Raw genomic sequence first — 24,853 nt, 5'->3', positions numbered from 1 at the left:
GGGGGTTACTGGTGATAATATTGTACCATTTTTTGCAAGAATTGTGTCAAAAATAACAATATGGGTGACAAATAAATATTAAAAAGTAATTAAATGAAGAAAAAATATAACTATATAAATGGTTACAAATAAGGTGTTTCCTGTTAATGTGCAAATCCGCAAACGTTTGCATCATTAGCAGTACTCTTGCTTTCGTACTAGAATATATTTGTATTTAGGCAGCGGAAATAGGGCGTAATTTTTGCAACTGAACGACTAAATTTGTGGTTATCCTATTAGCACCGGATACAACCGGGGTTCAAAACCAAAGGAATGAGCTTGGAAAAAACGAATGATACCGGAGTGAGCAATCTTGATCTTATAGAAGTTCAGGGAGCGCGTGAGCATAATCTGAAAAACATTGATGTCAACATTCCCAGAAATAAACTGGTGGTGGTTACCGGCATCAGTGGTAGTGGGAAATCTTCTCTGGCGTTTGATACGATATATGCTGAAGGACAACGGCGTTATATGGAGAGTTTCTCTTCCTACGCCAGAGGTTTTATAGGTGAAATGGAACGGCCCGATGTGGATAAGATCAGCGGTTTATCACCAGTAATCAGTATTGAGCAGAAAACCACATCGAGAAATCCCCGTTCTACAGTGGGAACTGTCACGGAGATATATGACTTTTTACGGCTATTGTATGCACGTGCCGGTGATGCCTATTCGTACGTAACTGGCAGGCGGATGGTGAAGCAATCGCAGGATCAGATCGTTAATCAGTTGATGACGCAGTTCCTTGGGAAGAAAATTATGTTGCTGGCACCTTCGGTGAAAGGAAGAAAGGGGCATTACCGGGAATTGTTTGTGCAGATAGCGCGAATGGGGTATACAAAAGTGCGCGTGGATGGTGAGGTTCAGGATATTGTCCCTAAAATGCAGCTGGATCGTTACAAGGTGCACGATATTGAAATTGTTATAGACAGAGTTATTCCGAAAACGGATGATCAGGATCCCCAGTCCCGATATAGACTGAGCCAGTCTGTAGCAACATCTATCAAACAAGGCAAAGGTGCTTTGATGGTACTGGATGATCAGGGACAAACATACTATTTCTCACAAAACCTGATGGATCCCGAGTCCGGAATCAGTTATGATGATCCTGCTCCAAATGCATTTTCTTTCAATTCACCTTACGGATGGTGCCCTACCTGCCAGGGATTAGGTGTTGTGGAAGAAATTACGGAAGAAGCTATCATGCCTGATAAGTCTTTAAGCATAAACAAAGGTGGTATTGCTCCGATGGGGGAATACCGTGACGCATGGATTTTCAAACAGTTGGAAGTACTTCTCAAACCTTTTAAAGTTACCCTTGCAACGCCATTGGCGAAGTTTCCTGAGGAGGCCTTGAAAGTTGTACTTTATGGCAGTGAAGATGCTGTACCGGTGCCTTCAAAAAAATATCCTGGCACCGAATGGGAAACTAAGTTTGATGGTATTGTTAATTTCCTCAAAAGACAGCAAGAGTCCGGAAACGAGAAAATCCTGGATTGGCTCAAAGATTTCATGGTCATACGTACTTGCCCTGAGTGCCATGGAAAGAGATTGAAAAAAGAGTCGCTGCATTTCAAAATCGATAAAAAGGATATTTCTGAACTCTCTGATATAGACGTAAGGGAATTGGCGAACTGGCTGGAAGGTTTAGAAGAACGTCTTGAAGATCGTCAGCAGGTGATTGGTCACGAAGTTCTGAAAGAGATCAGAAAGAGGGTAGGTTTTTTGTTAGACGTAGGTCTTGACTATCTGACACTAAACCGTGCTTTGCGAACACTTTCGGGCGGGGAAGCGCAGCGAATCCGTCTGGCCACACAAATAGGTACGCAACTTACAGGCGTGCTGTATATTATGGATGAACCAAGTATCGGCTTACACCAGCGCGATAATGTGAGACTGATCAATTCACTAAAAAATCTTCGAGATCTGGGAAATACCGTCCTTGTTGTAGAGCATGATAAGGATATGATGCTGGCTTCGGATTATATCCTGGATATTGGGCCGGGTGCCGGAAGGCACGGTGGTAATGTAGTGGGATCAGGTACACCGGAAGAATTTTTAAAAAATGGTTCATTAACAGCTAATTACCTAAGTGGCAGGGATGGGATTGTTGTTCCAAAAAAGCGTAGGAAAGGGAACGGTTTATCTATTTCTTTAAAAGGTTGTACGGGACATAATTTAAAAAATGTAAACATGTCGTTGCCTCTGGGTACGATGGTGTGCGTTACAGGTGTGAGTGGTAGCGGGAAGTCTTCACTGATTCATGAAACGTTGTTTCCGCTTTTGAATCAGCATTTTTACAGATCCAGAAGGGAACCGCTTCCGTATAAAAGCATTGAAGGTCTCGAGCATATAGATAAGGTTATTGAAGTAGATCAGTCTCCGATCGGACGTACGCCACGTTCAAATCCTGCTACTTATACCAATCTGTTTTCCGACATCCGTACACTTTTTGCAGAGTTGCCGGAAGCCAAAATCCGTGGTTACAAACCAGGACGATTTTCGTTTAACGTTAAAGGCGGAAGATGTGAAGATTGTGAAGGTGCGGGTATGAAAAAAATTGAAATGGATTTTCTGCCCGATGTTCATGTCAATTGTGAAACCTGCAAGGGAAAACGATTCAACCGTGAAACTTTGGAAGTACGCTTCAAGGGTAAATCGGTTGCAGATATTCTGGATATGACGGTTGAAACAGCGCTGGATTTCTTCGAAAATCAACCAAGAATACTACGGAAAGTACAAACATTGAACGATGTAGGTTTAGGATATATCACGCTCGGGCAGCATGCTACTACATTATCAGGAGGTGAAGCGCAGCGTGTAAAACTCTCGGAAGAACTTTCAAAAAGAGATACCGGTAAAACTTTATACATTTTGGATGAACCCACAACTGGTTTACATTTCCAGGATATCCGCCATTTGTTAAATGTACTTAATAAGTTAGTTGAAAAAGGGAATACAGTTTTGATCATTGAACATAATCTGGACGTGATTAAAGTCGCTGATTATGTCATTGATGTAGGACCGGAAGGCGGAGCTCTCGGAGGACGAATTATAGCCGAAGGAACTCCTGAAAAAGTTTCGAAAGTAAAGGGTAGTTTTACGGGTCACTTTTTAAAAGAAGAGTTAAAAGGGTAGTCCCTATACATCCATATATCTGACAATGACCCCAGTTCTGTTTTAGAACCGGGGTTATTTTTTTATAGAAAAATGTTTTAATACATGATTATTTTAATAAACTAAATTAAATACTTTTGTAGTATTATTTTTATAAATCTACTCTCCGTGCAAAAAAATCTATTATTGTTTCTGTTTGTTTTATTCGCAATCTCGTGCGCACCAAAGGTTAAAACAAATCTCGCCTCCAAGCATCCGTCACTTAATTATGACGAAGAAGTAATCGTTCTGGAAAAGTCTGACAGTATACCTGCATCCTCAGAAATACTGGGTACAGTCAAGGTAGGAGACTCCGGAATGAGCACAAAATGCAACCTTTCACAAGTACTTGCCAAAGCCAAAGAACAGGCCCGTATAGCAGGTGGAAATTCTATTCGTATCATCGAGCATAAATCTCCTGATTTTATGAGTTCCTGCCATCGGATCGTAGCAGAGGTGATCAGGCTTGATACGGAATCTTTGCAAAGAATTACCGCGGTCGATGAATTTGTAGATCCTACAATGGATTATTCAATTTTACACGTTTACAGACCGCGAGGCACTGGCAGCTTGGTGAGCTACAATCTTTATCTGGATGAGTCCCTTATCTGTCGTGTCAGCAACAAGTCGAGACAGCAGATCAGAATCAAACAAACCGGTTCTGCGGAACTTTGGGCAAAAACTGAATCCAAGGCATCCATTCCCATCAAACTTGTTAATGGAAGACAGTATTATCTGCGTTGTTCTGTTGCGATGGGAGTAATGGTTGGCAGGCCCAGTTTTGAACTGGTAAGTGAAAAAATAGGTAAAAAAGAAATAGCGGCATTGAAATAACAAATATGAAAAATATTTTATTTTCTGTATTGATACTGCTGTTTCATATACATCATTTAGTAGCACAGGATTTGATCGTTACTGCAAAAGGCGATTCAATTAACTGCCAGGTAACAAAGCGGCAGAATGGTATTGTTTATTTTAACTACGTGAGGGATCATAAAGTAGAGGCCACACTCATACCCGCCGACCAGGTATTATCCGTGCGGGAAGGATATTATGAAGTGTCAGAAGTTTCCGATGTAACAAAAAATATTGTAGAAAGAGATTTCAGTCGCTGGCGATATGGCGTGCATGGCGGGTATAGTTACCGCACAGGCAAAATCAGCAATTCACTTCCCAGTTCAGAAAAGCAATATTTAAAAAGTCTGAAATCCGGTTTCACAATTGGAGGAGATGTACATTATTTTTTTTCAGAGTCCATCGGTATTGGCGTTGTGTATGGGCTGAATAAGCATAAGGCTGAAATGAGTGCTACATCAGATAATGTTACGATGCATTATGTCGGAGCTTCGGTACTGAACAGGTATATACTTGCCAATCCTCAAAAGCATATCATATTAGGATTTAATATGGGTTATCAGTCATATACCGACAAAGCCGAAGTGACAGGGTCTTCCTATCATATTACAGGAAGTACGTTAGCGCTGGGTCTGGAGGCAGGGTTTGAGCAGGAACTAAGTGCCGGAGCCTTGCTGTATTTTGGTTTGGGATTTAAAGCTTCTACGCTAACCAAAATTAAAGTAAATGAGAGTCTTGTCGTAAAGCTGGATAAAGAAAATTTTGAAAACCTGGGGCGCCTTGAATTAACTGTGGGAGTGAAGTTTGGTAAATAATAAGCTGGTTAATTCCGTCCTGATTAATACTCGGACGGGATTATTTCTGCGTTTTATCCTTTCCCGGAAACCTCATCTCCAAGATTGAAACATCGCCGGCAACGGGCTTCATACGAATCAGTTTCGCCTACCAGCACCTGTTCTTTAGATGCTGCCAACCGATACGAATGTGATGCCACTTCCCCGCATACCATGCAAATAGCATGTACTTTTGTCACGAATTCTGCCATAGCCATTAACTGAGGCATATAACCGAAGGGCTTTCCCAGATAATCCATATCCAGTCCGGCAATGATGACGCGCTTTCCTGAGTTCGCAAGATCATTCACAACTTCTACTATATCTTCGTCAAAAAATTGCGCTTCATCTATACCTACTACTTCACAGTCACCTGCAAGCTCAGTGATTTTGGAAGACTGGTCAACAGGCGTTGAGTGGATATAATTATGGTTATGCGAAACAATGTTCTCCTCATGGTAACGTTGATCCATGGTGGGTTTGAAAATCTGCGTTTTCTGCTTGGCAATTTTTGCACGGTTCAGACGGCGGATCAGTTCTTCTGTTTTGCCTGAGAACATGGAGCCGCAGATTACTTCGATCCAGCCCGTACGTGGAGTTTGGTGTGCCCTCCTGTTTAATGGTTCAATGAACATGTAACGATATAATTGTAGTGGGCAGTCCAGCCCGTAACAGCTAATTTTATTTTATCTTTACAAAGCAAACATATTTTTATTAAACACTTTCGTTAAAAACGATCTTATTCGTATGCCGAATAACCTGAATTCAATTGCACTCAACCAATATGCAGCCCGGTTTTCAACCACCATTCTGAATGAGGTTTACCGGTCTCAAGATATCGTAACAGGCTCGGAAATACTTAAGCTTACTCCTGTAAGACAGGTGAATCTGGGTATATTAAACCGACTTTTTGAACAATGGAAAAGCAATGCGGAGTCATTTCGCAGCGTTTACTTTGACTTTGAGAATGAGGAAGTAAAGCAAGCTTTGGAAGCATTTATGAATACTGCTTCGCGCTACATTGCAGTGAGACGGTCAGATCTTGAACCCTTGTTACTTGATTCTGTCAAAGAAGCTTTAAGATTGCTTTTTACGCCGGAACTATATCTGGAAGATAAGATCAGAGCTACTCCTGATTCAGAATTTACACAAGCTAAAGCAGAACATCTCGTAAAATACACGCAGATACACCGAAAACTTGGAGAAGCCTTATTACAGAAGTTGGTAGACAGTGGTTCCGAGTCAGCGTATCAGACCCAGGCAGCGAGTTGGGTATATGAGCTTAAAAAGGATGAATCTTTACTTGACGACAAGGAGCCTTATCTGGCTCAGTTTAGTGAAGTATTTCCGCTCAATCTTTCTGAGCTGATCATCAAAGACGAACCAATAAGTATGGTTCCTTCTGCTAAAAAAGCAGAAGCACCTTCGTTCTTTGATTCTGCTTTTGGCGAACAGGAAATTCCCCGTTCGGTTTCACGTCCGGAGCCAGGAGCAGCGATCATCTCGGAGATTGTAGCACAACAAAAATCGGCTGAAAGTGAATCACTTAACAATCGTTTTAAAGTGGATGTACCTAAGGCATCAGATGACAAAGCCTATGGAACGATACCTGTCCGGGTAGAAAGTATTGCTGCGTCGATTCCACTGGGTCAGCGTTTTATGTTTGTAAACCAGCTTTTTAATAAAAATAGTGAGCATTTTGAAAAAGCGGTATATGAACTCGATACCGTAAAATCATTCGAAGAGGCACAAAATTTAATTTGGCACCGGTATGCTTCCAAGTACGCCTGGGATGTAAACGGTGAAGCAGTAAATGCATTGCTGAACATTGTGAAGAGAAAATTTAATTGATATACGATATTGCACAGGCCGTCGGTTGACGGCCTGATTTTCTGACTGTTGCTGTAGATATGAAGGGATCACCTGACTATTTATCTCAACAGAAAAACTTCATCTTCTTTCTATTTCTTCTGTGCATACTGTCAATTGACAGTTATGCTGACTTTCCTTTTCCCGTTGGTGCAAGGTCTTGGGCGCTTGCCAACGCATCTGTAGCCAGGCGGGATTACAGCTATGGGTTTGTGAATATGGCAGCATTGGGTGGCGTACAGGAAACCAGTGCGTTTTCATCTTATAGTTCACATTTCGGATTTGAAGGGATAGGTACTTTTGCTGCAGGAGCAATCATGCCTGTCGGTAATGAGCTGGGCGTTGCTCTTAATGTCCAGCGGTTTGGTGATCAACTCTACAATCAGTCAGCTATTGGTATAGCGGCAGGACATCGCATCGGGCGTTTTAGTTTAGGGTTAAAAGCAAACTACATGCAGAATGCAGTATCCGCTCCCTCTCTTTCCTTTTCAAGGAAGGCACTCGTATTTGAATTTGGAGGAATTGTAACCTTATCTTCGCGTTTATTTTTCGGAGCTCATGCTTTCAATGTAACACAATCTGCTTATTCCGGTGATTATGGAAGGCGTGTTCCCACTGTGTTGAGAGCTGGCTTTATGTATCAGCCACAGTCTAATCTTAACTGCAGTGTGGAGATCGAAAAGGATACGGATCAGCCTTTGGTTTTCAAAACAGGATTGGAGTATAAAGCGTGGAAACAACTTTTTTTGAGAACTGGCGTAGTTTCCCGTCCTTTAACAAGTCATTTTGGTGCTGGCTTCAAAGCACGTTCTTTACTGATCGACTATGCGGTTCATACGCATATACAACTTGGGTTGTCACATCACTTGTCATTAGGTTATGTATTTTCAGAAAGGAAAAAGAATTTGAAGATGGAAGAATAATTCAGTAAGTCAAACCCATCAATTCCTGAAACATACGTTTTGCTTCACGGAAAGCTGTCATATTCAGTGAAGAATATTCGTTTTGTTCAGCAGAAAATTCAATCAGTCTTTCAGTGGGCATGTTTCCAACCAGATCATCCTGTGCCATAGGACATCCTCCATAACCCAGAATGGCACCGTCAAACCTGCGGCAACCACTTTCGTGAGCAGCAGCTATTTTTTCGCGCCAGCTATCTGGTGTTGTGTGAAAATGAGCCCCGAATTCCATGTCAGGATATTGTGGAATAAGTGCAGAGAACAATGACGTTATATCCCCCGTTTTGGCAACACCCACGGTATCTGAAAGAGAGAATGTGCGAATACCTGATCTGCTGAGTTTATCGATCCATTGCAATACAATTTCGGGATGCCAGAGGTCACCATAAGGATTACCAAAACCCATTGAAATATAAATAATTAGTTCTTTTCCGGCTTTATTGCATTGCGCAGCAATTCTTTCAGTGCGTTCCATTGATCCCTCAATGCTGGTATTTGTGTTGCGAAGCTGGAATGTTTCGGAGACAGAGAAGGGATAACCGAGATAGTCTATGGCTTCAAAATTACAAGCTTGCTCAGCACCTCTCTCATTGGCTACAATAGTGAGCAATTTGGTATCAGAATCTCCGCGGTCGATCTGATTCAATAGCAGAGCTGTATCGCTTACCTGGGGCATGGCTTTGGGAGAAACAAAGCTTCCTAAGTCGAGGGTATCAAAACCAACCTGAAGCAGTTGATTGATATAACTTGCTTTTCTTTCTGTTGGTATAAAAGGATAATGGCCTTGCCATGCGTCACGGGGGCATTCTATGATTTTCATGATCCGGTAATTTATAAAGGTTACGGACTGAAAGTAATGCAGCCTGATGGACATGAATCTCAATCAGGCTGCATAAATGATTATTTTAAAATCGGAGCAAGGTCTTTTTCGTTTTCGGCAAGCCATGCAGCTATTTCTTCTACAATCTGCCTGATGCCGATCTCCGGTTTCCAGCCGGTAAGCGCCGTCACTTTTGAATTATCGGTAACATATAAACGAATATCTGCTGTGCGGTTTTCCGGGACTACTTTAATCGGAATCGTTTTGCCAGTTACTTCCTGGCATACCTTCGTAAGTTCCTGCAGAGAAGCGCTGCTTTCCAGTCCGCCGCCTGCGTTGAGCACCTCACCGTTAACCTTGTCGATATGATGCAGCTGCCAGTCAATCAAACGATACAGGTCTGCTACATGCAGCATATCTCTGATTTGTTTGCCAGTACCGCCATATCCGAAATAACCCAGTTGTTGTTCGAAGTAGTGCTTCGCAATCCATAATACCATCACACCCTGATCTACCTTACCCATCTGCCATGGGCCCGTAATAACACCGCAGCGGTTGATCACCGTTTTAAGGTTGTAGAACTCGTTATATTCCTGAATGATCAGCTCAGAAGCCAGCTTGGTAGTGCCGTATAGCGAACGTGCACCGGTAAGAGGGAAATCTTCCGCAATACCTTTGGATGATGCGCCGGGCACCGGCTGCTCATCGGACAGAGCAAAACGTGTTTCCTCCTCCACAAAGTTGAGGTTTTCAATGGTTTTAATCGGATAAACACGGCTGGTAGACAGGAATATGAAATTAGCCTTATGCTTTAAAGCGTAGTTGAGGCAATTTACGGTACCTACCAGATTGGTATTGATCAGATAATCGGGCGTTCCGTCTAAGCCTGCAAGTACTGATGGTTCCGCAGATGCTTCTATGACAGCGTCAACTGCAGGAATGCTGTCAAAATCTTCCTTGTTACGGATGTCCCCATGGACAAATTCTACACCTTGTTGTTTCAGTCTGGACAGGTTCAGCTCCGAGCCACGTCTTTTCAGGTTATCTAGCGCATATATCTGATAGTCGGGGTAGTTTTTTTTAAGAGAGATAGCCAGTGCTGAACCAACAAATCCTGCACCACCCGTAATAAGAATTTTCATAAAAGAGATCAGAAATTTAATTGAAAGTATTTGTGTGTTATATCAGGTTTCAAAGTTAGGATCATTCCCTAAGAAAGGATCACCCCGATCCATTTTTTTACAACGAAGAGCTGGTGATCGATTGGTAAGAATTGTGGATAGAAAAAACGTTAAATCCTGGATTGAGTCAGCTATAAATATGGTTATTGAGCCTGAATGTAAGAGAATATATGGTGTTCGGATAAGATGTAATGGCTTTATTTGGTAATAAGTCAAATTGATTCCAACCATTTACCATATATTTTAATCTGCCAATAAGTAGTAACTTACAAGCACTTGAAGCTTAACTAGGATATCTGGTTTTTATCGAAGCAAAAAAGTAAAAAAATACCTCCACAACTCTATGAGATTTTACTACGTTGTTTTCTTTCTGCTGATGTTGCAAAAGGGAGTTTCGTTTGGGCAGATTGATACAGCTCAGGCAATCCCACGCAATCCATTCCCGCCTATTCCTGAAGAGCTCCAGTACCCTTTATCCCTTTATAAAGAGGCCACTCTCGAATCTCAGAATCTGTATAATGGTCGTGTATATTATATCTATGATTCCCGAATGGAGGAGCATCAGTTTTTTACGGACAGAAAATGGTACCGCGGATCTTTATGGTCTGAAGGGCAGCGATATGATAGTATTCCTATGATGTATGATATCGTCAAAGATCAGCTAGTTGTCCGGCATCTCAACGGTGATCCTATCATCATTGCATCCGAAAAAGTAAAGTGTTTTACAAATTATGGCGAATTTTTCATCTGGTATGAAAAAGGAAAAGGGATTGAGCCTACAATGGTGACCGGATTTTATAACCTTTTTTACAACGGGCCTACCCATCTCCTGATCCGACGAAGTAAACAACGTCAGGAAAAGATTAATGACCGCAGAGTGATTACGGTATTTCCCCAAAAAGATTTTTACTATATCAGGAAAGGAGAACAATATTACGCCGTTCGCTCAAAAAAATCAGTTCTGAATCTTTTTCCTGAACATAAAAGAGCGTTACGAAGAGTTCTCAGAAAAGAAGACATTGTTTACCGGCAAGACAGAGCCTACTCGATCAAAAGAATGCTAACCACTTACGATGAACTGGCCAAACCATGAAGAGACTTATACTCCTTGTTTTTTGTATTTCCTTTTTGTTTAGTCAGGGTGAAGTGGTTGCCCAGGAGACATCGCCGGAAAAAAAGATTACGATGCGGCTGGACTCAGCCCGGTTCAACGACTTTGTAAGACAGGTAGAGGCAGTTTCAGGCTATTACTTTTATTATGATGCCAGCCGGTTTGACTCATTGACGCTCGATCTGAACGTCAATGAACTCACTATTCGTGAAGTGCTCGATCAGGTTTTTCGTGGTTCAGACTTTGAATATGCGGTTGATAATCAGCGAAGAATTTTTATCACTTATGGGCCACGCATTATTACACAACTTCAGCCGGGTTTATTCAATCCCGAAAGTGATGGAGACGGCACGATTGCTTATGCCGGACCCGATGACGCATTGAAAGAAAAACTGCTTTCTTCTGCAGAAAGTAAGGTGCACGATATTGGTATCAAAAAGCATAAAATTACGCCGGGTAATTCCACTATAACTGGTTACGTGAGAAATGCTATAACTGGCGAGCCGGTGATTGGTGCTGCTGTATTTATTGATTCACCTTCTATCGGTGTAACTACGGATGCGTTGGGATTATATGCTTTGACAATTCCTCGTGGAAAAAAGGTGTTGAGAATCAAAAGCTTCGGAATGAGGGAAACCCAGCGACAGATCGTACTCTATTCGAATGGGAAACTGGATATCGAAATGCGCGAAAGCGTGATTGCCCTTAAAGAGGTTTCGGTAAAAGCAGGGATGGATAAAAATGTAGTAAGTACCCAAATGGGGCAGGTAAAGCTGAGTATTAAGAATCTGAAACAGGTGCCAACTGTATTCGGAGAAACAGATTTGCTCAGGACAATCATGACATTACCTGGTGTAAAATCCGTAGGGGAAAATACAACAGGGCTTAACGTGCGTGGAGGATCGGTAGATCAGAATCTGATCCTTTATAATGATGCTACTATTTACAACCCTTCTCACCTTTTCGGATTTTTCTCCGCTTTTAATCCTGATGTATTGAAAGAAGTTGAACTCTACAAAAGTACGATTCCTTCCAAATATGGTGGAAGGCTGGCATCTGTTCTTGATATTAATAGCAGGGATGGCAATAAGAAAAAATATGTAGTCTCCGGAGGTTTAGGTCTGGTGACAGGACGACTGTCTGTGGAGGGGCCGCTGATCAAAGATAAAACGTCGTTCCTGTTAGGGGGGAGATCCACCTATTCCAACTGGTTGATTAAAGCACTGGACAATCCGGAATACAACAAAAGCTCAGCGTCATTCTATGATGTAAATCTGCATGTCAGCCACGAAATTGATGAAAAGAACAGTTTGTTTTTAACAGGTTATACAAGCAACGACCAGTTCCGTTTGTATGGCGATACCACATATAGTTATCAGAATCACCTGGGGGCATTAAAATGGAAACACACTTTTAACCAGAAGCTTTACGGGGAATTCACCGGCTCTTATACGCAGTATCAGTATGCCATGGAAGCATCTGGCCTTCCTCTCAACTCTTTTGATCTCCGGTTTAATATCAAACAGTCGAATTTCAAGGCAGATTTTACCTACATAATTAATCCTAAGCATACACTGGAATTTGGTTTGGGATCCGTCTATTACAAACTTAGTCCCGGCACATTCACGCCACGTGGGTCGGAGTCTTTGATCATGCCGGACACGCTCCAAACGGAACAGGCGATTGAGAATGCCATTTATCTGGAAGATAAATTTGAGGTAAATCCAAGATTGTCCATTACCGGTGGGATCAGGTTTTCATTGTTTCAATATCTGGGGCCCAAAACCATCAATACTTATACACCCGGCTTTCCTGTAGATCGTCCGTATCAGATTGGTACCGAAAGTTTTGCAAAGGGCAAAAATATACAGATGTATGGTGGGCCTGAGTTCAGAGCTTCCATGCGCTACAGCGTATTGGATAATCTTTCGCTGAAACTAAGCTATAATACACTTCGTCAGTATATCCACTTGCTCACCAACACGATGTCCGTTTCTCCTACTGATATCTGGAAGCTCAGCGACAGATATATCAAACCACAGGTAGGTGACCAGATTTCGCTTGGTTTGTACCGGAATTACAGAGGAAACAAGATTGAAGTTTCTCTTGAAGGATATTATAAAAATATCAAAAACTTCCTCGACTACAAAGGCGGTGATTCTCTGATTATGAATCATGATATCGAAACGGCTGTACTGAATACCAATGCCAAAGCATACGGGGTAGAATTTATGGTTAAAAAAATGACTGGTAAGCTGAACGGCTGGCTTGCCTATACCTACGCCAGAACACTACTCCGGGCAGTTGACAGGGATTCACCCGATGCTCCTAATGATGGTAATTATTATCCAAGTAATTATGATAAGCCGCATGATTTCACGATGATCACCAACTATCGTTTATCTCACCGTTTCAGTGTTTCTTTGAACTTTACGTATAGCACAGGTAGGCCTTACACTCCTCCAATGGGTAAGTATTATATTGATGGGGCTCAGCGTGTTTTCTACGCAGATCGTAACCAGTTCAGGATACCGGATTATTACCGTGCCGACTTTGCCATGAATATTGAGGGCAACCACAAGGTGAGAAAGCTCGCACATAGTTCATGGACACTTTCAGTTTATAATTTATTGGGAAGAAAGAATCCTACATCTGTCTATTTCCAGACAAGAGACGGACAAGTGAATGGCTATCAGCTGTCTATCTTCGGACAGCCGATCCCGACAATTACCTATAATTTCAGATTTTAAGTTTCGAGATATGAAACATACTATTTTCAAATTCAGCTGTGTTCTGCTCGTAGTGCTGCTGTATGCCTGCATAGAAGAATTTTCACCACCGGAAATCAATTCAGATGAGCGATATCTGGTGGTAGATGGCTTTCTCAATGCGGGAAATGCAGAGAGTCGTATTCAGCTCAGGTTGTCTCAAAATACCAATGATGGCTCTTCTCCGATGGTAGAGACAGGCGCCGTACTAGCTGTTGAGGATGAGTCTGGTAATACACATTCGTTTACAGAGGGATTCGATGGGGCATATATACTTCCTGCTATGGTTGTGAATCCCGCAGGAAAATATCGGTTGCGTATTACCAGGCGTTCAGGTCAGCAGTATTTGTCGGAATTTGTACCGGTAAGCCAAACGCCACCGATCGACAGTCTTAACTACCGTTATGATGCAGGTCGTGATGCGATGGTGATTCAAACCAATACGCACGACCCGTCAGGAAAAACCAGATTTTACCGGTGGAAATTTGAAGAGACCTATCAGTATCGTTCAGCTTATTACTCATCGTTGGTTTATAATCCGGCCACCAGAAAAATTGATTTCAGAAACGAGAATATCAATTTATGCTGGGGAACAAAAAATTCTACCGGAATTATTCTGGGTTCAACTGTTAAGCTGAGTGCAGATATTATTAAGGACCTGCCTATTAATATTGCGCCCATTAATACCAATAAATTCCTGATCAAATACAGTATTCTTGTCAAACAATACGGCTTGAGCCAGGAAGAATTTGAATATTGGACGAGCCTGTCCAAATCGACCCAGGGAACAGGAAGTCTCTTTGATCCGCAACCCTCGCAGGTGACAGGGAATATCAAAAATGTGGCTGATAACAAGGAATTGGTATTCGGCTATTTCAGCGTGTCAACAGAACAAACCAAAAGAATTTTTATGGCACCCGGACGTGGTCAGTATCCAAGGTGTGATCCGCCGGATACACTTTCGGTTGGTGAATACATGCAAAATCCTATGGCGTATCCCTTTTTATTGCATTATCACGGCGAGCGCCAGGATAGCCTGATCCTGTCTTCATACGGATGTGTTGATTGTCGTGCGCAAGGGGGAACTATTGTAAAGCCAGCATTTTGGGAAGATTAAAGGTTTTTATTCAGCTTGAACCATGAAATATTTTATAAAAGGATTTTTTTGTCTCCTGGGAAGTCTGCTGCCTTTGATGTCCGTCGGGCAGGAAGATCCCATGTCCAAGTCTATTAAGGATCGGTTCAATTTATATGCAGGCACAGCTTTGCAGGAGAAAATGTATGTGCATCTTGACCGCCCCTTTTACCTGGTCGGAGAAACGATCTGGTTTAAGGCGTATAATATGGATGGAGCCCGGCATCGTTTTCTGGATCTGAGTAAAATCGCGTATCTGGAAGTACTTGATAAGGATAACAATGCTGTGATTCAAACCAAGTTTTCATTGGCAGGAGGGAAAGGAAATGGTTCAGTCTCGATTCCCACCGCTGTTACAAGTGGTAATTACAAGGTGCGTTGCTATACCAACTGGATGAAAAATTTCAGTCCAGACTATTTCTTTGAAACAAATATCTCAGTGATCAATCCTTTCATCAAATTTGATCCGGATCCTGAAGCAGAAAAGGAATTAAGCTACGATGTGCAGTTTTTTCCTGAAGGAGGTTATCTGGTGAAGAATTTGGAAAGTAAAGTAGCTTTCCGTGCAGTGGGAGCTGATGGCAAAGGGATTTATCTCAGCGGAGTAATTGTGAATCAGCAACAGGATACAGTAGCCCGTTTCCGACCGACGGTATCCGGGATTGGTAATTTCAACTGGAAACCGGCAGATGCGGAGGTATATCAGGCTATTGTAACAGATATTAAGGGCAGGCAATTCAAGTATCCATTGCCTCAGGTGATGGAAAAGGGTTATGTGATGCAGGTTACAGATGCTGGTCAGGGAAATATAAAAATTACGGTACTTAGGGAAGGCCTGGAAGGCGGCAGTATTTATTTGCTGGCACATACGCGCCAGCTTAATCCTATTGCAGAAAGACTTGAATTTACCGGAAATAAGGCAGAATTACTTCTGAATACTGCAAAATTGGGTGATGGCGTATCACATCTTACAATATTGAATGACAGACAGAAGCCGATTTGTGAACGTTTGTACTTCAAACGCCCTGCAAAACAGCTCAATCTGGAGGCCAGAGTCGGTAAACAGGAATTTGTAACAAGAGAAAAGGTAACCTTGAATGTGGATGGGCTTGAAAAAAGCAATCTATCAGTTTCTGTTTTTCTGACAGACAGTATTCCTACTTCTATACATGATGATATCAACAGCTACATGTATCTGACTTCGGATTTAAAGGGAAATCTAGAAAATCCTGCCTATTATTTTCAGGAGATAACTCCGCAAAGAAACCTGGAGTTGGATAATGTGATGATTTCACATGGATGGAGACGTTTCAAATGGACTGATGTATTTGGCGCTAGTGTCCCCAAATATGAATTTATACCTGAATATGACGGTCATTTTGTTCATGCGAAAGTTCTGAATACATCAGATAATACACCGGCTGCCGGTATAGAAACATTCTTAGGGCCTCTGGATTTTCCGGCTGCGATCTACGGAAGTATTACTAATAAGGAAGGAGAAGCGACTTTTGAACTGAAGAACTTCAAAGGAACCAAAGAGGTGACGGTGCAAACGAATTTGCTTAAAGACTCGACCTATAAATTTGAAATTCAAAGTCCGTTTGCAAAAGATTTTTCGGAGCAGTCTCTGCCATCTTTTCAGTTTGATAAAACAAAAGACCGTGACCTGCTGTCACGTAGCATGAACATGCAGATCGGTAATTCTTTTGCACCAAGGGTATTTGCTCAAAAGAAAGCAGCACTTACAGACTCCCTGACATTTTTCGGGCTACCGGATGAAAAGTATTTTCTGGATGATTATACACGTTTCCCGACAATGGAAGAAGTATTGCGCGAATATGTGCGTGGTGTAATGGTGAGAAGAAGAAACAAAAGTTTCCATTTCAGAATGATTGATAAATTAATACCAAATACCTTTTACCGCACGGATCCGCTCGTGATACTGGATGGTATCCCGATTTTCAATATTGATAAGTTTATGGAGGTAGATCCTTTGAAAATTAAGAAAATTGAACTGATGAGTTCACGATATACCTTGGGTATGATTCAGTTTACAGGGATTGTAAGCTTCTCAACATATAAAAATGATATGGCGGGTTTTGAACTCGATCCCAAAGTGCTGGTCACACCATATGACGGAGTGCAAGCCGAAAGAGAATTCTATGCTCCCAGATATGATAATCAGTCCTCTCTCAGCAGCAGAATGCCGGATTTTAGAAATCTGCTTTACTGGTCGCCCAATGTGACTACAGATGAAAGTGGTAAAGCACAAATCCAATTCTTTACTTCGGATTTTACAGGTAATTATCAGGTGATCGTACAAGGTATCACTAATGACGGCGTTGCAGGAAGCAGCACTACTTCTTTTAGTGTTGGAAAAAGAAGTTTGTAAAACGTAGCCCGGCCTGACTTGTAATCAGAATTAATGGCTCAGATGTAAAATTCTGATGTATGCTTGATTTCCTTCAGTACGAAAGTACTGTTGAGGACGCCGATGTTATCGATTTTCGACAGCTTGTACTTTACAAAATCATGGTATTCGTCCAGGCTTCCCACGTTGATTTTCAATAGAAAGTCGACCTGGCCTGCCATGTGGTAACATTCCTGCACCTCTTCCAGATTCTGGATTTCCTGTTCAAATTTTTCGATAAATGCCTCATTATGATAGCGCATGGATACCTGACAAATCGTAGTTACCGAACGGTTGATTAGCTTTTTATCCAGTATAGCTACATATTGTTTGATGTATCCCATGCTTTCCAGTCTTCGCACACGTTCATATACGGGTGAAACAGTCAGGTTTAGCATCGTGGCTATTTCCTTTGTCGTTTTCTTGGCATCCTTCTGTAGAATCCTTAAAATTTTGGTATCGATTTTATCCAGTTGCTCCATGTGGAATAATATTTACTGCAATGAAAGAGAGAATGACGATATGAAAATCAATAATTCCTGTAAAATTATAATAGTCCAGGAAAATTTACTGCTAAAGAGGTAGAATATTGAAAATAATGTTTGAAAAGGCAAAATTGCAAGTGATTTATGCTTTTAACAAATACTCGGTATGACAAAATCAGAACGTATTTTGGTAATTGGTTCTAACGGGCAGATCGGATCTGTACTGGTAGAATATTTGCGTGGAATTTATGGGGAGAATGGGGTGATAGCTTCGGATTTACGCGAACCGGAACATAAGCAGGATTATTTTGAAAAACTGGATGCCTCGGATGCATTTGTTTTGGCTGGCATTGTCAAAAAACATGGCATTACACAGATATATCATCTGGCAGCGATCTTATCAGCAAAAGGGGAACTGGATCCGCTCAATACCTGGCAGATCAACATGCAAACGTATTTCAATGTACTGGAAGCAGCCCGTGAACATGGTGTGAAAAAGATATTTTATCCAAGTTCTATAGCGGTTTTTGGAGATCATGTAGACGTGACAGCAGAGCAATTCTCTTACCTCGATCCAGCGACGGTATACGGTATCAGTAAAGCTGCCGGCGAAAACTGGTCCAATTATTATTTCAAACGTTACGGACTTGATATCCGCTCTTTGCGTTATCCGGGGATAATCAGTTATCAGTCGATGCCTGGTGGTGGTACAACCGATTATGCAGTTGATATTTATCATAAGGCTGTAAAGGGGGAACATTTTGAATGTTTCCTTAAAGAAGATACAACCTTGCCGATGATCTATATGAGTGATGCGATGGATGCGACGGTGAGATTGATGGAAGCGTCTGCCGATCAGATCAAGGTTCGTACCGGATATAATCTGGCAGGAATGAGTTTTTCTCCAAAAGAAATTGCAGACAGCATAAGTAAAATTATTCCGGGTTTTGAGATCAGCTATAAACCCGATTTTCGCCAGCAGATTGCCGAATCCTGGCCACAACATATTGACGATTCTGTAGCCCGTAAGGACTGGGGCTGGAGACCTGCCTACAATCTGGACAAAATGACGGCGGAAATGATATCTGAATTGCAGAAAAAATATAAGACAGCTAAAGTCTGACACGAATCACAAACTAACTAAACTTCAAAAAATATGTACGGAGATATTCAGCAGGAACTTCAAAAGGAGCTTGATGCAATTAAAGAAGCAGGGCTTTACAAGAAGGAACGCATCATCACCACGCCTCAGTCCGCGCAAATCGCGACAGACAATGGCAAGGAGGTTCTGAACTTTTGTGCAAATAATTATTTGGGTCTTTCTTCTCATCCGGATGTAATCAAGGCGGGCATAGAGGCCATTGAAACACATGGTTTTGGGATGTCCTCTGTTCGTTTTATCTGTGGTACACAGGATATTCATAAGGAGCTTGAGCGTAAGACAGCCGAATTTCTGGGTACGGAGGATTGCATTCTGTATGCAGCTGCATTCGATGCCAACGGTGGATTGTTCGAACCACTTTTAGGCGAAAACGATGCGATTATCTCCGATGAACTAAACCACGCTTCACTCATTGACGGAATACGTCTTTGTAAGGCGAAACGTTTCCGATATAAACATAATGATCTTGCGGATCTGGAAACACAATTGAAAGCTGCGCAGGGGAGCCGCCGGATTCTGGTCGTAACGGACGGAGTCTTTTCTATGGACGGAACCATCGCGCAATTGGATAAGATCTGTGATTTAGCAGAACAATACGGTTCCATGGTCATGATTGATGAGTGTCACGCATCCGGCTTTATCGGGAAGACCGGCCGCGGAACACATGAATTCAGAAACGTAATGGGCCGTATTGATATCATTACCGGAACCTACGGGAAAGCACTTGGTGGTGCTTCCGGTGGTTTCACAGCAGCTAAAAAAGAGATTGTTGAGATCCTGCGCCAACGTTCTCGGCCCTATCTTTTTTCTAATACATTGGCACCTTCTATTGTAGGGGCTTCTATTAAAGTGCTGGATATATTGTCTTCATCTACTGCACTGCGTGATAAGCTGGAAGGCAATACGGCTTTCTTCCGTAAGGAAATGACAGCTGCCGGATTTGACATTCTGCCAGGAGAACATCCTATTGTACCGATTATGCTTTATGATGCAAAACTAGCACAAGAGTTTGCAGCGAAGTTGCTGGATGAAGGAATCTATGTAATTGGATTTTTCTATCCTGTTGTTCCTCAGGGCAAGGCGCGTATCCGTGTTCAGATTTCAGCAGGACATGATCAGCATCATCTTGAAAAAGCAGTTGTTGCGTTTACAAAAGTGGGTAGGGAACTTGGGGTAATCAATTAGGAATTGAAAATTAAAAATGAAGAGTTAGAATCAATTGAAATTACCAAGGAGAACATTAAGCATTGATCACTAACAATTAACCATTAAAAAATACTTCTATTCCATTCTTAACCTGAAGCCGGATGCGTGATTTGCGTCCGGTTTTTCTTTTGCCGACGATGTTCAACCCTTATAGGGTTGTTTAAAGGAAAATGTCATGTCGTAATCTCCGGGTTTTACCCGGAGCTATTCAAATTTAATCTCTCAGGGATTTGGTGCCTTCACGAGAAGTCCGGAGGACTTCAACACGAATAACCCCGGGTTTTACCCGGGGTAAATGTATCGTATCTATAAAATTTGCACAACCCCGGAACGGGGTTGAACGAACAATCAAAAACATCTTTACCAATTTTAGGCTTCCGGCTCCAACAACTGCACTTCTACATGTAACGACTGCAAAGTTGCATTTCCATACTGCGTCACCATCGCTACATCAGCAGCATCGCGTCCATGGGCGATTTCTATACGGTAACCTGCCGTATTTTCCTGCACTGCATCGAATGTATACCATTCTCCGCCCAGATATGCATCAAACCATGCATGCAGGTCCATGTCCTTCAATTTATCCAGATATCCTACTGTCATCCTTGTGGGGATGCATAAATTACGACACATGGCTATAGCCAAATGTGTAAAATCACGGCACACACCTATGCGACTACGGGCTACATCCAACGCGGTTGTGGCTGAGTTAGTAGTGCCATACTGATATTTCACATTCTGATGTATCCATGTGCGGATTGCTTCCACCTGTGCATAACCTGGTTCCAGATTACCCGCTATCTCCATCGCCAGCATGTTGATTTCATGTAAATCTGATTCGCAGTATCGGCTGGGAAGGATATAGTGCATAATCTCCTCTGGCAGATCGCCTACGAGCATATATGTCGGAGGAGGACTAGGGATTTCCTTCGTCTTTTTGACCTGTGCCTGCACTTCGGTAGTAATGGTTACTCTTCCAACAGGTAATATCGTGCGCTGGCAAGGGTTTCCGTAAATGTCGTTGTATTCAGAAAACGGGACGGATGGCTCTATATTGAATCCTTCTTGTATGATAGATTGGCCTTCCTGACGGCGTGGACGTAACATAGTCGTTACGGTAGTGGGAGCATATACATCGTATGTGAATACGCTTCTTCCCTGCATTTTCATCTGATCGCTGATTTAGTAAAGTTTGGTAAATATACTCCAGTTCATAGTCTTAAAATTACATGCCAATAATATAATAATCTGGTGGCCGACAGATCTTTACAAGTTGATAGATTTTTCTGAATTAGAGTCAATTGATTATAGGTTTTGTCACAATCAAAAGCCCTGTAAGTATGTTCTGTGGGGTGTTTGCTGCACAACTTGAACCAGTAAAGCCAATTTGTACGGAATAGATTTTTTACCTACTTTTTAGAAATTATAGTTATTCAACAGATTAATCAATTATGGCAATTACAAAATGGACCGTTGATCCTGCTCATTCCGATGTTCAGTTTAAGATAAAACACCTTGTGATTTCGACGATTACAGGATCTTTTAAAAATTTTGAAGGTGGTGCTACATCCGATCAGAACAACTTTGAAAATGCTGAAATTCACTTTTCACTGGATGTAAGCAGTATTGATACAAATGTAGAAATGAGGGATACACACCTCAAATCGGCAGACTTTTTCGATGCCGATCAGTTCCCGCATATTACCTTTCAATCTAACTACTTTCATAAAGTAAAAGGCGATAACTATAAATTGGCCGGTCTGCTCACTCTGAAAGGAATTACCAAACCTATTGAGCTGGATGCTGAATATGGTGGTTCAGAAAGGGACGCTGAAGGGAATATCAGAATTGGCTTCGAGGTAGAGGGTCGTCTTAGCCGCCAGGAATTTGGTTTAAATTACATGCAGCTGACCGACTCGGGAGGCATGTTAATCGGTGAAGATGTGAAGCTTATTGCCAATATCCAACTGGTGAGGCACGAGTAACTTCCTTTTTTTGAACGCACAATGCGAGTATTCATTATAGAGATATTCGCATTGTGCGTCTTTATTTTATGTGGATTAGAAGTGCCATTAATCCGTTCTTATGGTTACTCCTGATTTCTCGATCAGCAAAACTCCGAATCTTCGTACGTTATCAATAAAATAAATATAGCGAACGTTTTGTTTTTACTAAACACTGTTTATTATATTTGTTGTGTTAATAAAAAGACGATATGGGAATTACTGAGAGAAAGGAAAGAGAGCGGGAGGAAATGCGTGAATTGATTTTGCAGGGAGCGCAGAAACTGTTTTTGGAAAATGGATATGAAAAGACAAGCATACGCGGAATCGCCGATACGATAGAATACAGCCCGGCAACAATATACCTTTATTATAAAGACAAAAATGAGCTGTTGCTTGCGTTACATGTAAAAGCTTTTGAGAAAATGATGGAGGAGTTTGCTGTGGTTGCTACCGTTGCAGATCCCTTTGAAAGGCTGACATGTTTGGGAAGCCAGTATATTAAATTTGCTATTGAAAATCCTGAATTATACGATCTCATGTTTATTATGCAGGCACCCATAGAGGCGCTTGCTTGCAAAGATGAAGCATGGGAAGACGGAATGAAGTCCTTTAATTTTCTAAGATTAGTTTACACTGATTGTGTAAGTGCAGGATACTTCAGAGCAGAAATGGATTTAGACACAGCCTGCCTGACCATCTGGAGTTATATGCATGGACTTATCACAATCTATCTGAAAAAGAGAATGGATATGTTTGAAGATAACAGACAGATGGAGCGTATGCAGGAATCGTTTCAATTGTTTTTAGAGATGATGAAGGCCTCATTCAAATAAGGATTGAATTTCAGTGTACACTAAAAAAATTTGCTCTTACACTAAACACTGTTCATTATATTAGCCATGATTAATAAAATACTACTTTTCCTGATCATGTTGCCTGCACTTTCCCGCGCGCAATCTTCGGGAGTTTTAGATGGTTATGTAGAGGAAGGACTTAAAAATAATCTTGCTTTGAAGCAAGAATCGCTGGAGCTGAAAAAATCCCTTGAAGCTATTCGTCAGGCCAAAGCGCTTTTTTATCCGCATGTTTCTTTCAATCCAACCTATTCTTACGCTGCAGGAGGACGAAGGCTGAATTTCCCGGTTGGGGATTTGTTGAATCCCGCTTATCGTACGCTCAATGAACTTACCGGAACAAACCAGTTCCCGACAAATATTGAAAATGTTAATGAATTGCTGGCTCCGGCCAATTTTCATGATACCAAAGTTAATGTTCAGTATGCTATTTATAATCCTGAGGTGAAGTATAACTATCTTATTCAGAAAAGTTTGATGTCGGCGCAGGAGGCTAAGAGAGCAGTGGTGGAAAACGAACTCCGCTATGGAATTAAGACGGCCTACTATCAGTATCTGCAGACATTGGAAGTGGTGAAAATATTGGGGAACAGCGGAGCGGTGCTGGATGAGTTGGTAAAGCTGAACAAGAAGCTGGTTTCGAATAATACTGCTACAAAGGATGTTGTTTTTTCTGCGGAATATGAGGCCAGTAAATTGCAGCAGCAAAAAGTGGAGGCTGAAAATAACATACGTGTAGCAGCTGCCTATTTTAACTGTTTGATCAATAGAGATTTAAGTACGCACATTGAAGTCGATTCAGTGCTGATGGGTTCTGAAGCGCCAGTGACCGAAGGAAATGATGTATTGGGAACTTTAAAACAAACTGCACTAACCAACAGAAGTGAACTGAAACAGTTGAATTTGTCGCTGGATGCAGCAACATATGCAGTGAAGATGCAGCAGAAAGCGGCTGCTATTCCTTCTTTTTACCTGGGTGGTAATGCTGGTTTTCAGGGTTTTGGATATACATTCCGGAATCAGGCTTATATGGTAGGACAGGTGGGATTGCAGTGGGATATTTTCAAAGGTTACGAAAGGAAGTCAAAGATCCAGCAGGCAAAAATTCAGACTGAGCTATTGCAGACAAAGAGATCGGAGGTTGAAAAGCAGATCGAACTACAAACCACACAAGCATATTACGATTTTGCAACAGCTGGGTATGCCCAACATGTATCGTCCGATGCGTTGACGAACGCTTCCCAATATTTCAGGGTGATAGACAGTCGCTATAAAAACGGTAATGTATTGATGATTGAGTATATCAAAGCACAGAATGATGTACAAACGGCCCGCCTGCAGCAGGTAATTGCTAAGTATGATGTGTTAGTTAAAAAATCGCTATTGGATAAAATAATCGCTGAGTGATGAAAAAGATACTTATTATAAACGGGCATCCTGATAAAATCAGTTTTAATACAGCTCTTGCAGACGCGTATAGGAAGGGAGCGTTAGCGTCAGGTGCAGAAGTGAAAGAGATTATCCTGGCGGATCTGGAGTTTGACCTTAATCTGCGATACGGATACCGCCAGCGTGTTGAACTGGAACCGGATTTGATTGATGCGCAAGAGAAAATTACCTGGGCAGAGCATATCGTCTGGGTTTACCCGATCTGGTGGGGTGGATGGCCTTCGTTGTTGAAGGGATTTATTGACAGAGTTTTCCTGCCAGGCTTTGCGTTTAAGTACCGTGAAAATTCGGTATGGTGGGATCGTCTTCTGGCCGGACGAAGTGCGCATGTGATTAATACGCTGGATCAGCCGGTATGGTACTATTGGCTTGTTAATGGCCGTCCTGGATATTATGCTATGAAAAAGATGGTATTGGAATTCACAGGCTTTAAGCCTGTAAGAATGACCGCAATCGGACCGATCCGGAAGTCCACTGACGACTACAGAATGAAGTGGTTGCAAAAAATAGAGAATGCAGGGAGTCAGTTTAAATGATGAGGCGATACTATTCAATCTT

At 41.8% G+C, this 24,853-nt stretch carries 20 protein-coding genes; 15 read left to right on the top strand and 5 right to left on the bottom strand.

Features of this window, described 5'->3' with window-relative positions:
- The first annotated feature begins 312 nt into the window (after window positions 1-312).
- The 3 genes from uvrA to AC1XUE_RS19930 all read left to right on the top strand — a co-directional run bounded on the left by uvrA (window position 313) and on the right by AC1XUE_RS19930 (window position 4,862).
- Window positions 313-3,174 (top strand): excinuclease ABC subunit UvrA, encoded by a 2,862-nt coding sequence (gene uvrA / locus AC1XUE_RS19940; protein ID WP_483357738.1) that lies wholly within the window; start codon window positions 313-315, stop codon window positions 3,172-3,174.
- A 147-nt stretch (window positions 3,175-3,321) separates the two neighbouring features.
- Window positions 3,322-4,026, top strand: a complete 705-nt coding sequence (locus AC1XUE_RS19935; protein ID WP_483357737.1) for a hypothetical protein — start codon at window positions 3,322-3,324, stop codon at window positions 4,024-4,026.
- Window positions 4,027-4,031: 5 nt separating this feature from the next.
- A complete protein-coding gene (locus tag AC1XUE_RS19930; RefSeq protein ID WP_483357736.1) occupies window positions 4,032-4,862 on the top strand; it encodes an outer membrane beta-barrel protein in 831 nt (276 codons plus the stop codon).
- A 53-nt stretch (window positions 4,863-4,915) separates the two neighbouring features.
- Here AC1XUE_RS19930 and AC1XUE_RS19925 read toward each other — a convergent pair whose 3' ends face one another.
- Entirely contained in the window at window positions 4,916-5,515 is a 600-nt protein-coding gene (locus tag AC1XUE_RS19925) for a thymidine kinase (RefSeq protein ID WP_483357735.1), read from the bottom strand.
- 112 nt (window positions 5,516-5,627) lie between these two features.
- On the opposite strand from AC1XUE_RS19925, the gene AC1XUE_RS19920 reads away from it, so the two are divergent.
- Window positions 5,628-6,731, top strand: a complete 1,104-nt coding sequence (locus tag AC1XUE_RS19920; protein ID WP_483357734.1) for a hypothetical protein — start codon at window positions 5,628-5,630, stop codon at window positions 6,729-6,731.
- A gap of 59 nt (window positions 6,732-6,790) precedes the next feature.
- A complete protein-coding gene (locus AC1XUE_RS19915) occupies window positions 6,791-7,672 on the top strand; it encodes a PorV/PorQ family protein (protein WP_483357733.1) in 882 nt (293 codons plus the stop codon).
- A 1-nt stretch (window position 7,673) separates the two neighbouring features.
- Here the strand turns inward: AC1XUE_RS19915 and AC1XUE_RS19910 are convergent, their stop codons facing one another.
- Window positions 7,674-8,528, bottom strand: a complete 855-nt coding sequence (locus tag AC1XUE_RS19910) for a beta/alpha barrel domain-containing protein (protein ID WP_483357732.1) — start codon at window positions 8,526-8,528, stop codon at window positions 7,674-7,676.
- Between the two features lie 80 nt (window positions 8,529-8,608).
- A complete protein-coding gene (locus AC1XUE_RS19905; RefSeq protein WP_483357731.1) occupies window positions 8,609-9,670 on the bottom strand; it encodes an NAD-dependent epimerase/dehydratase family protein in 1,062 nt (353 codons plus the stop codon).
- Window positions 9,671-10,052: 382 nt separating this feature from the next.
- On the opposite strand from AC1XUE_RS19905, the gene AC1XUE_RS19900 reads away from it, so the two are divergent.
- Genes AC1XUE_RS19900 through AC1XUE_RS19885 form a run of 4 tightly spaced genes read left to right on the top strand, consistent with a single transcriptional unit; the run spans window position 10,053 to window position 17,115 of the window.
- Window positions 10,053-10,802 (top strand): hypothetical protein, encoded by a 750-nt coding sequence (locus AC1XUE_RS19900; protein ID WP_483357730.1) that lies wholly within the window; start codon window positions 10,053-10,055, stop codon window positions 10,800-10,802.
- Complete coding sequence (locus AC1XUE_RS19895) at window positions 10,799-13,570, top strand: carboxypeptidase-like regulatory domain-containing protein (protein ID WP_483357729.1); 2,772 nt, start codon at window positions 10,799-10,801, stop codon at window positions 13,568-13,570. Before AC1XUE_RS19900 ends, AC1XUE_RS19895 begins: the two co-directional genes overlap by 4 nt.
- Before the next feature lie 10 nt (window positions 13,571-13,580).
- Window positions 13,581-14,705, top strand: coding sequence for a DUF4249 domain-containing protein (locus AC1XUE_RS19890; protein ID WP_483357728.1), 1,125 nt, complete (start codon window positions 13,581-13,583; stop codon window positions 14,703-14,705).
- Between the two features lie 22 nt (window positions 14,706-14,727).
- Window positions 14,728-17,115 (top strand): hypothetical protein, encoded by a 2,388-nt coding sequence (locus AC1XUE_RS19885; protein ID WP_483357727.1) that lies wholly within the window; start codon window positions 14,728-14,730, stop codon window positions 17,113-17,115.
- Between the two features lie 38 nt (window positions 17,116-17,153).
- Here the strand turns inward: AC1XUE_RS19885 and AC1XUE_RS19880 are convergent, their stop codons facing one another.
- On the bottom strand, window positions 17,154-17,615 hold the full coding sequence (locus AC1XUE_RS19880; RefSeq protein ID WP_115830389.1) for an Lrp/AsnC family transcriptional regulator: 462 nt from the start codon (window positions 17,613-17,615) through the stop codon (window positions 17,154-17,156).
- A gap of 169 nt (window positions 17,616-17,784) precedes the next feature.
- On the opposite strand from AC1XUE_RS19880, the gene AC1XUE_RS19875 reads away from it, so the two are divergent.
- Complete coding sequence (locus AC1XUE_RS19875; protein WP_483357726.1) at window positions 17,785-18,741, top strand: NAD-dependent epimerase/dehydratase family protein; 957 nt, start codon at window positions 17,785-17,787, stop codon at window positions 18,739-18,741.
- A 33-nt stretch (window positions 18,742-18,774) separates the two neighbouring features.
- Window positions 18,775-19,965 carry a glycine C-acetyltransferase gene (gene kbl / locus AC1XUE_RS19870; protein ID WP_483357725.1) on the top strand — a complete coding sequence of 397 codons (1,191 nt, stop codon included), beginning with the start codon at window positions 18,775-18,777 and terminating at the stop codon, window positions 19,963-19,965.
- Window positions 19,966-20,355: 390 nt separating this feature from the next.
- Here the strand turns inward: kbl and AC1XUE_RS19865 are convergent, their stop codons facing one another.
- On the bottom strand, window positions 20,356-21,156 hold the full coding sequence (locus tag AC1XUE_RS19865; protein ID WP_483357724.1) for a transglutaminase-like domain-containing protein: 801 nt from the start codon (window positions 21,154-21,156) through the stop codon (window positions 20,356-20,358).
- Window positions 21,157-21,437: 281 nt separating this feature from the next.
- On the opposite strand from AC1XUE_RS19865, the gene AC1XUE_RS19860 reads away from it, so the two are divergent.
- The 4 genes from AC1XUE_RS19860 (at window position 21,438) to AC1XUE_RS19845 (ending at window position 24,831) form a co-directional block, all read left to right on the top strand.
- On the top strand, window positions 21,438-21,971 hold the full coding sequence (locus tag AC1XUE_RS19860; RefSeq protein WP_483357723.1) for a YceI family protein: 534 nt from the start codon (window positions 21,438-21,440) through the stop codon (window positions 21,969-21,971).
- A gap of 230 nt (window positions 21,972-22,201) precedes the next feature.
- Window positions 22,202-22,825 (top strand): TetR/AcrR family transcriptional regulator, encoded by a 624-nt coding sequence (locus AC1XUE_RS19855; RefSeq protein ID WP_483357722.1) that lies wholly within the window; start codon window positions 22,202-22,204, stop codon window positions 22,823-22,825.
- A gap of 66 nt (window positions 22,826-22,891) precedes the next feature.
- Window positions 22,892-24,253 (top strand): TolC family protein, encoded by a 1,362-nt coding sequence (locus tag AC1XUE_RS19850; RefSeq protein WP_483357721.1) that lies wholly within the window; start codon window positions 22,892-22,894, stop codon window positions 24,251-24,253.
- Window positions 24,253-24,831, top strand: coding sequence for an NAD(P)H-dependent oxidoreductase (locus AC1XUE_RS19845; RefSeq protein WP_483357720.1), 579 nt, complete (start codon window positions 24,253-24,255; stop codon window positions 24,829-24,831). The genes AC1XUE_RS19850 and AC1XUE_RS19845 overlap by 1 nt, the downstream gene beginning before the upstream one ends.
- Window positions 24,832-24,853: the final 22 nt, after the last annotated feature.

The sequence above is a fragment of the Dyadobacter sp. HNCC25DJ187 genome (assembly GCF_056895255.1).
This window is presented reverse-complemented; position numbering and strand designations above follow the sequence as displayed.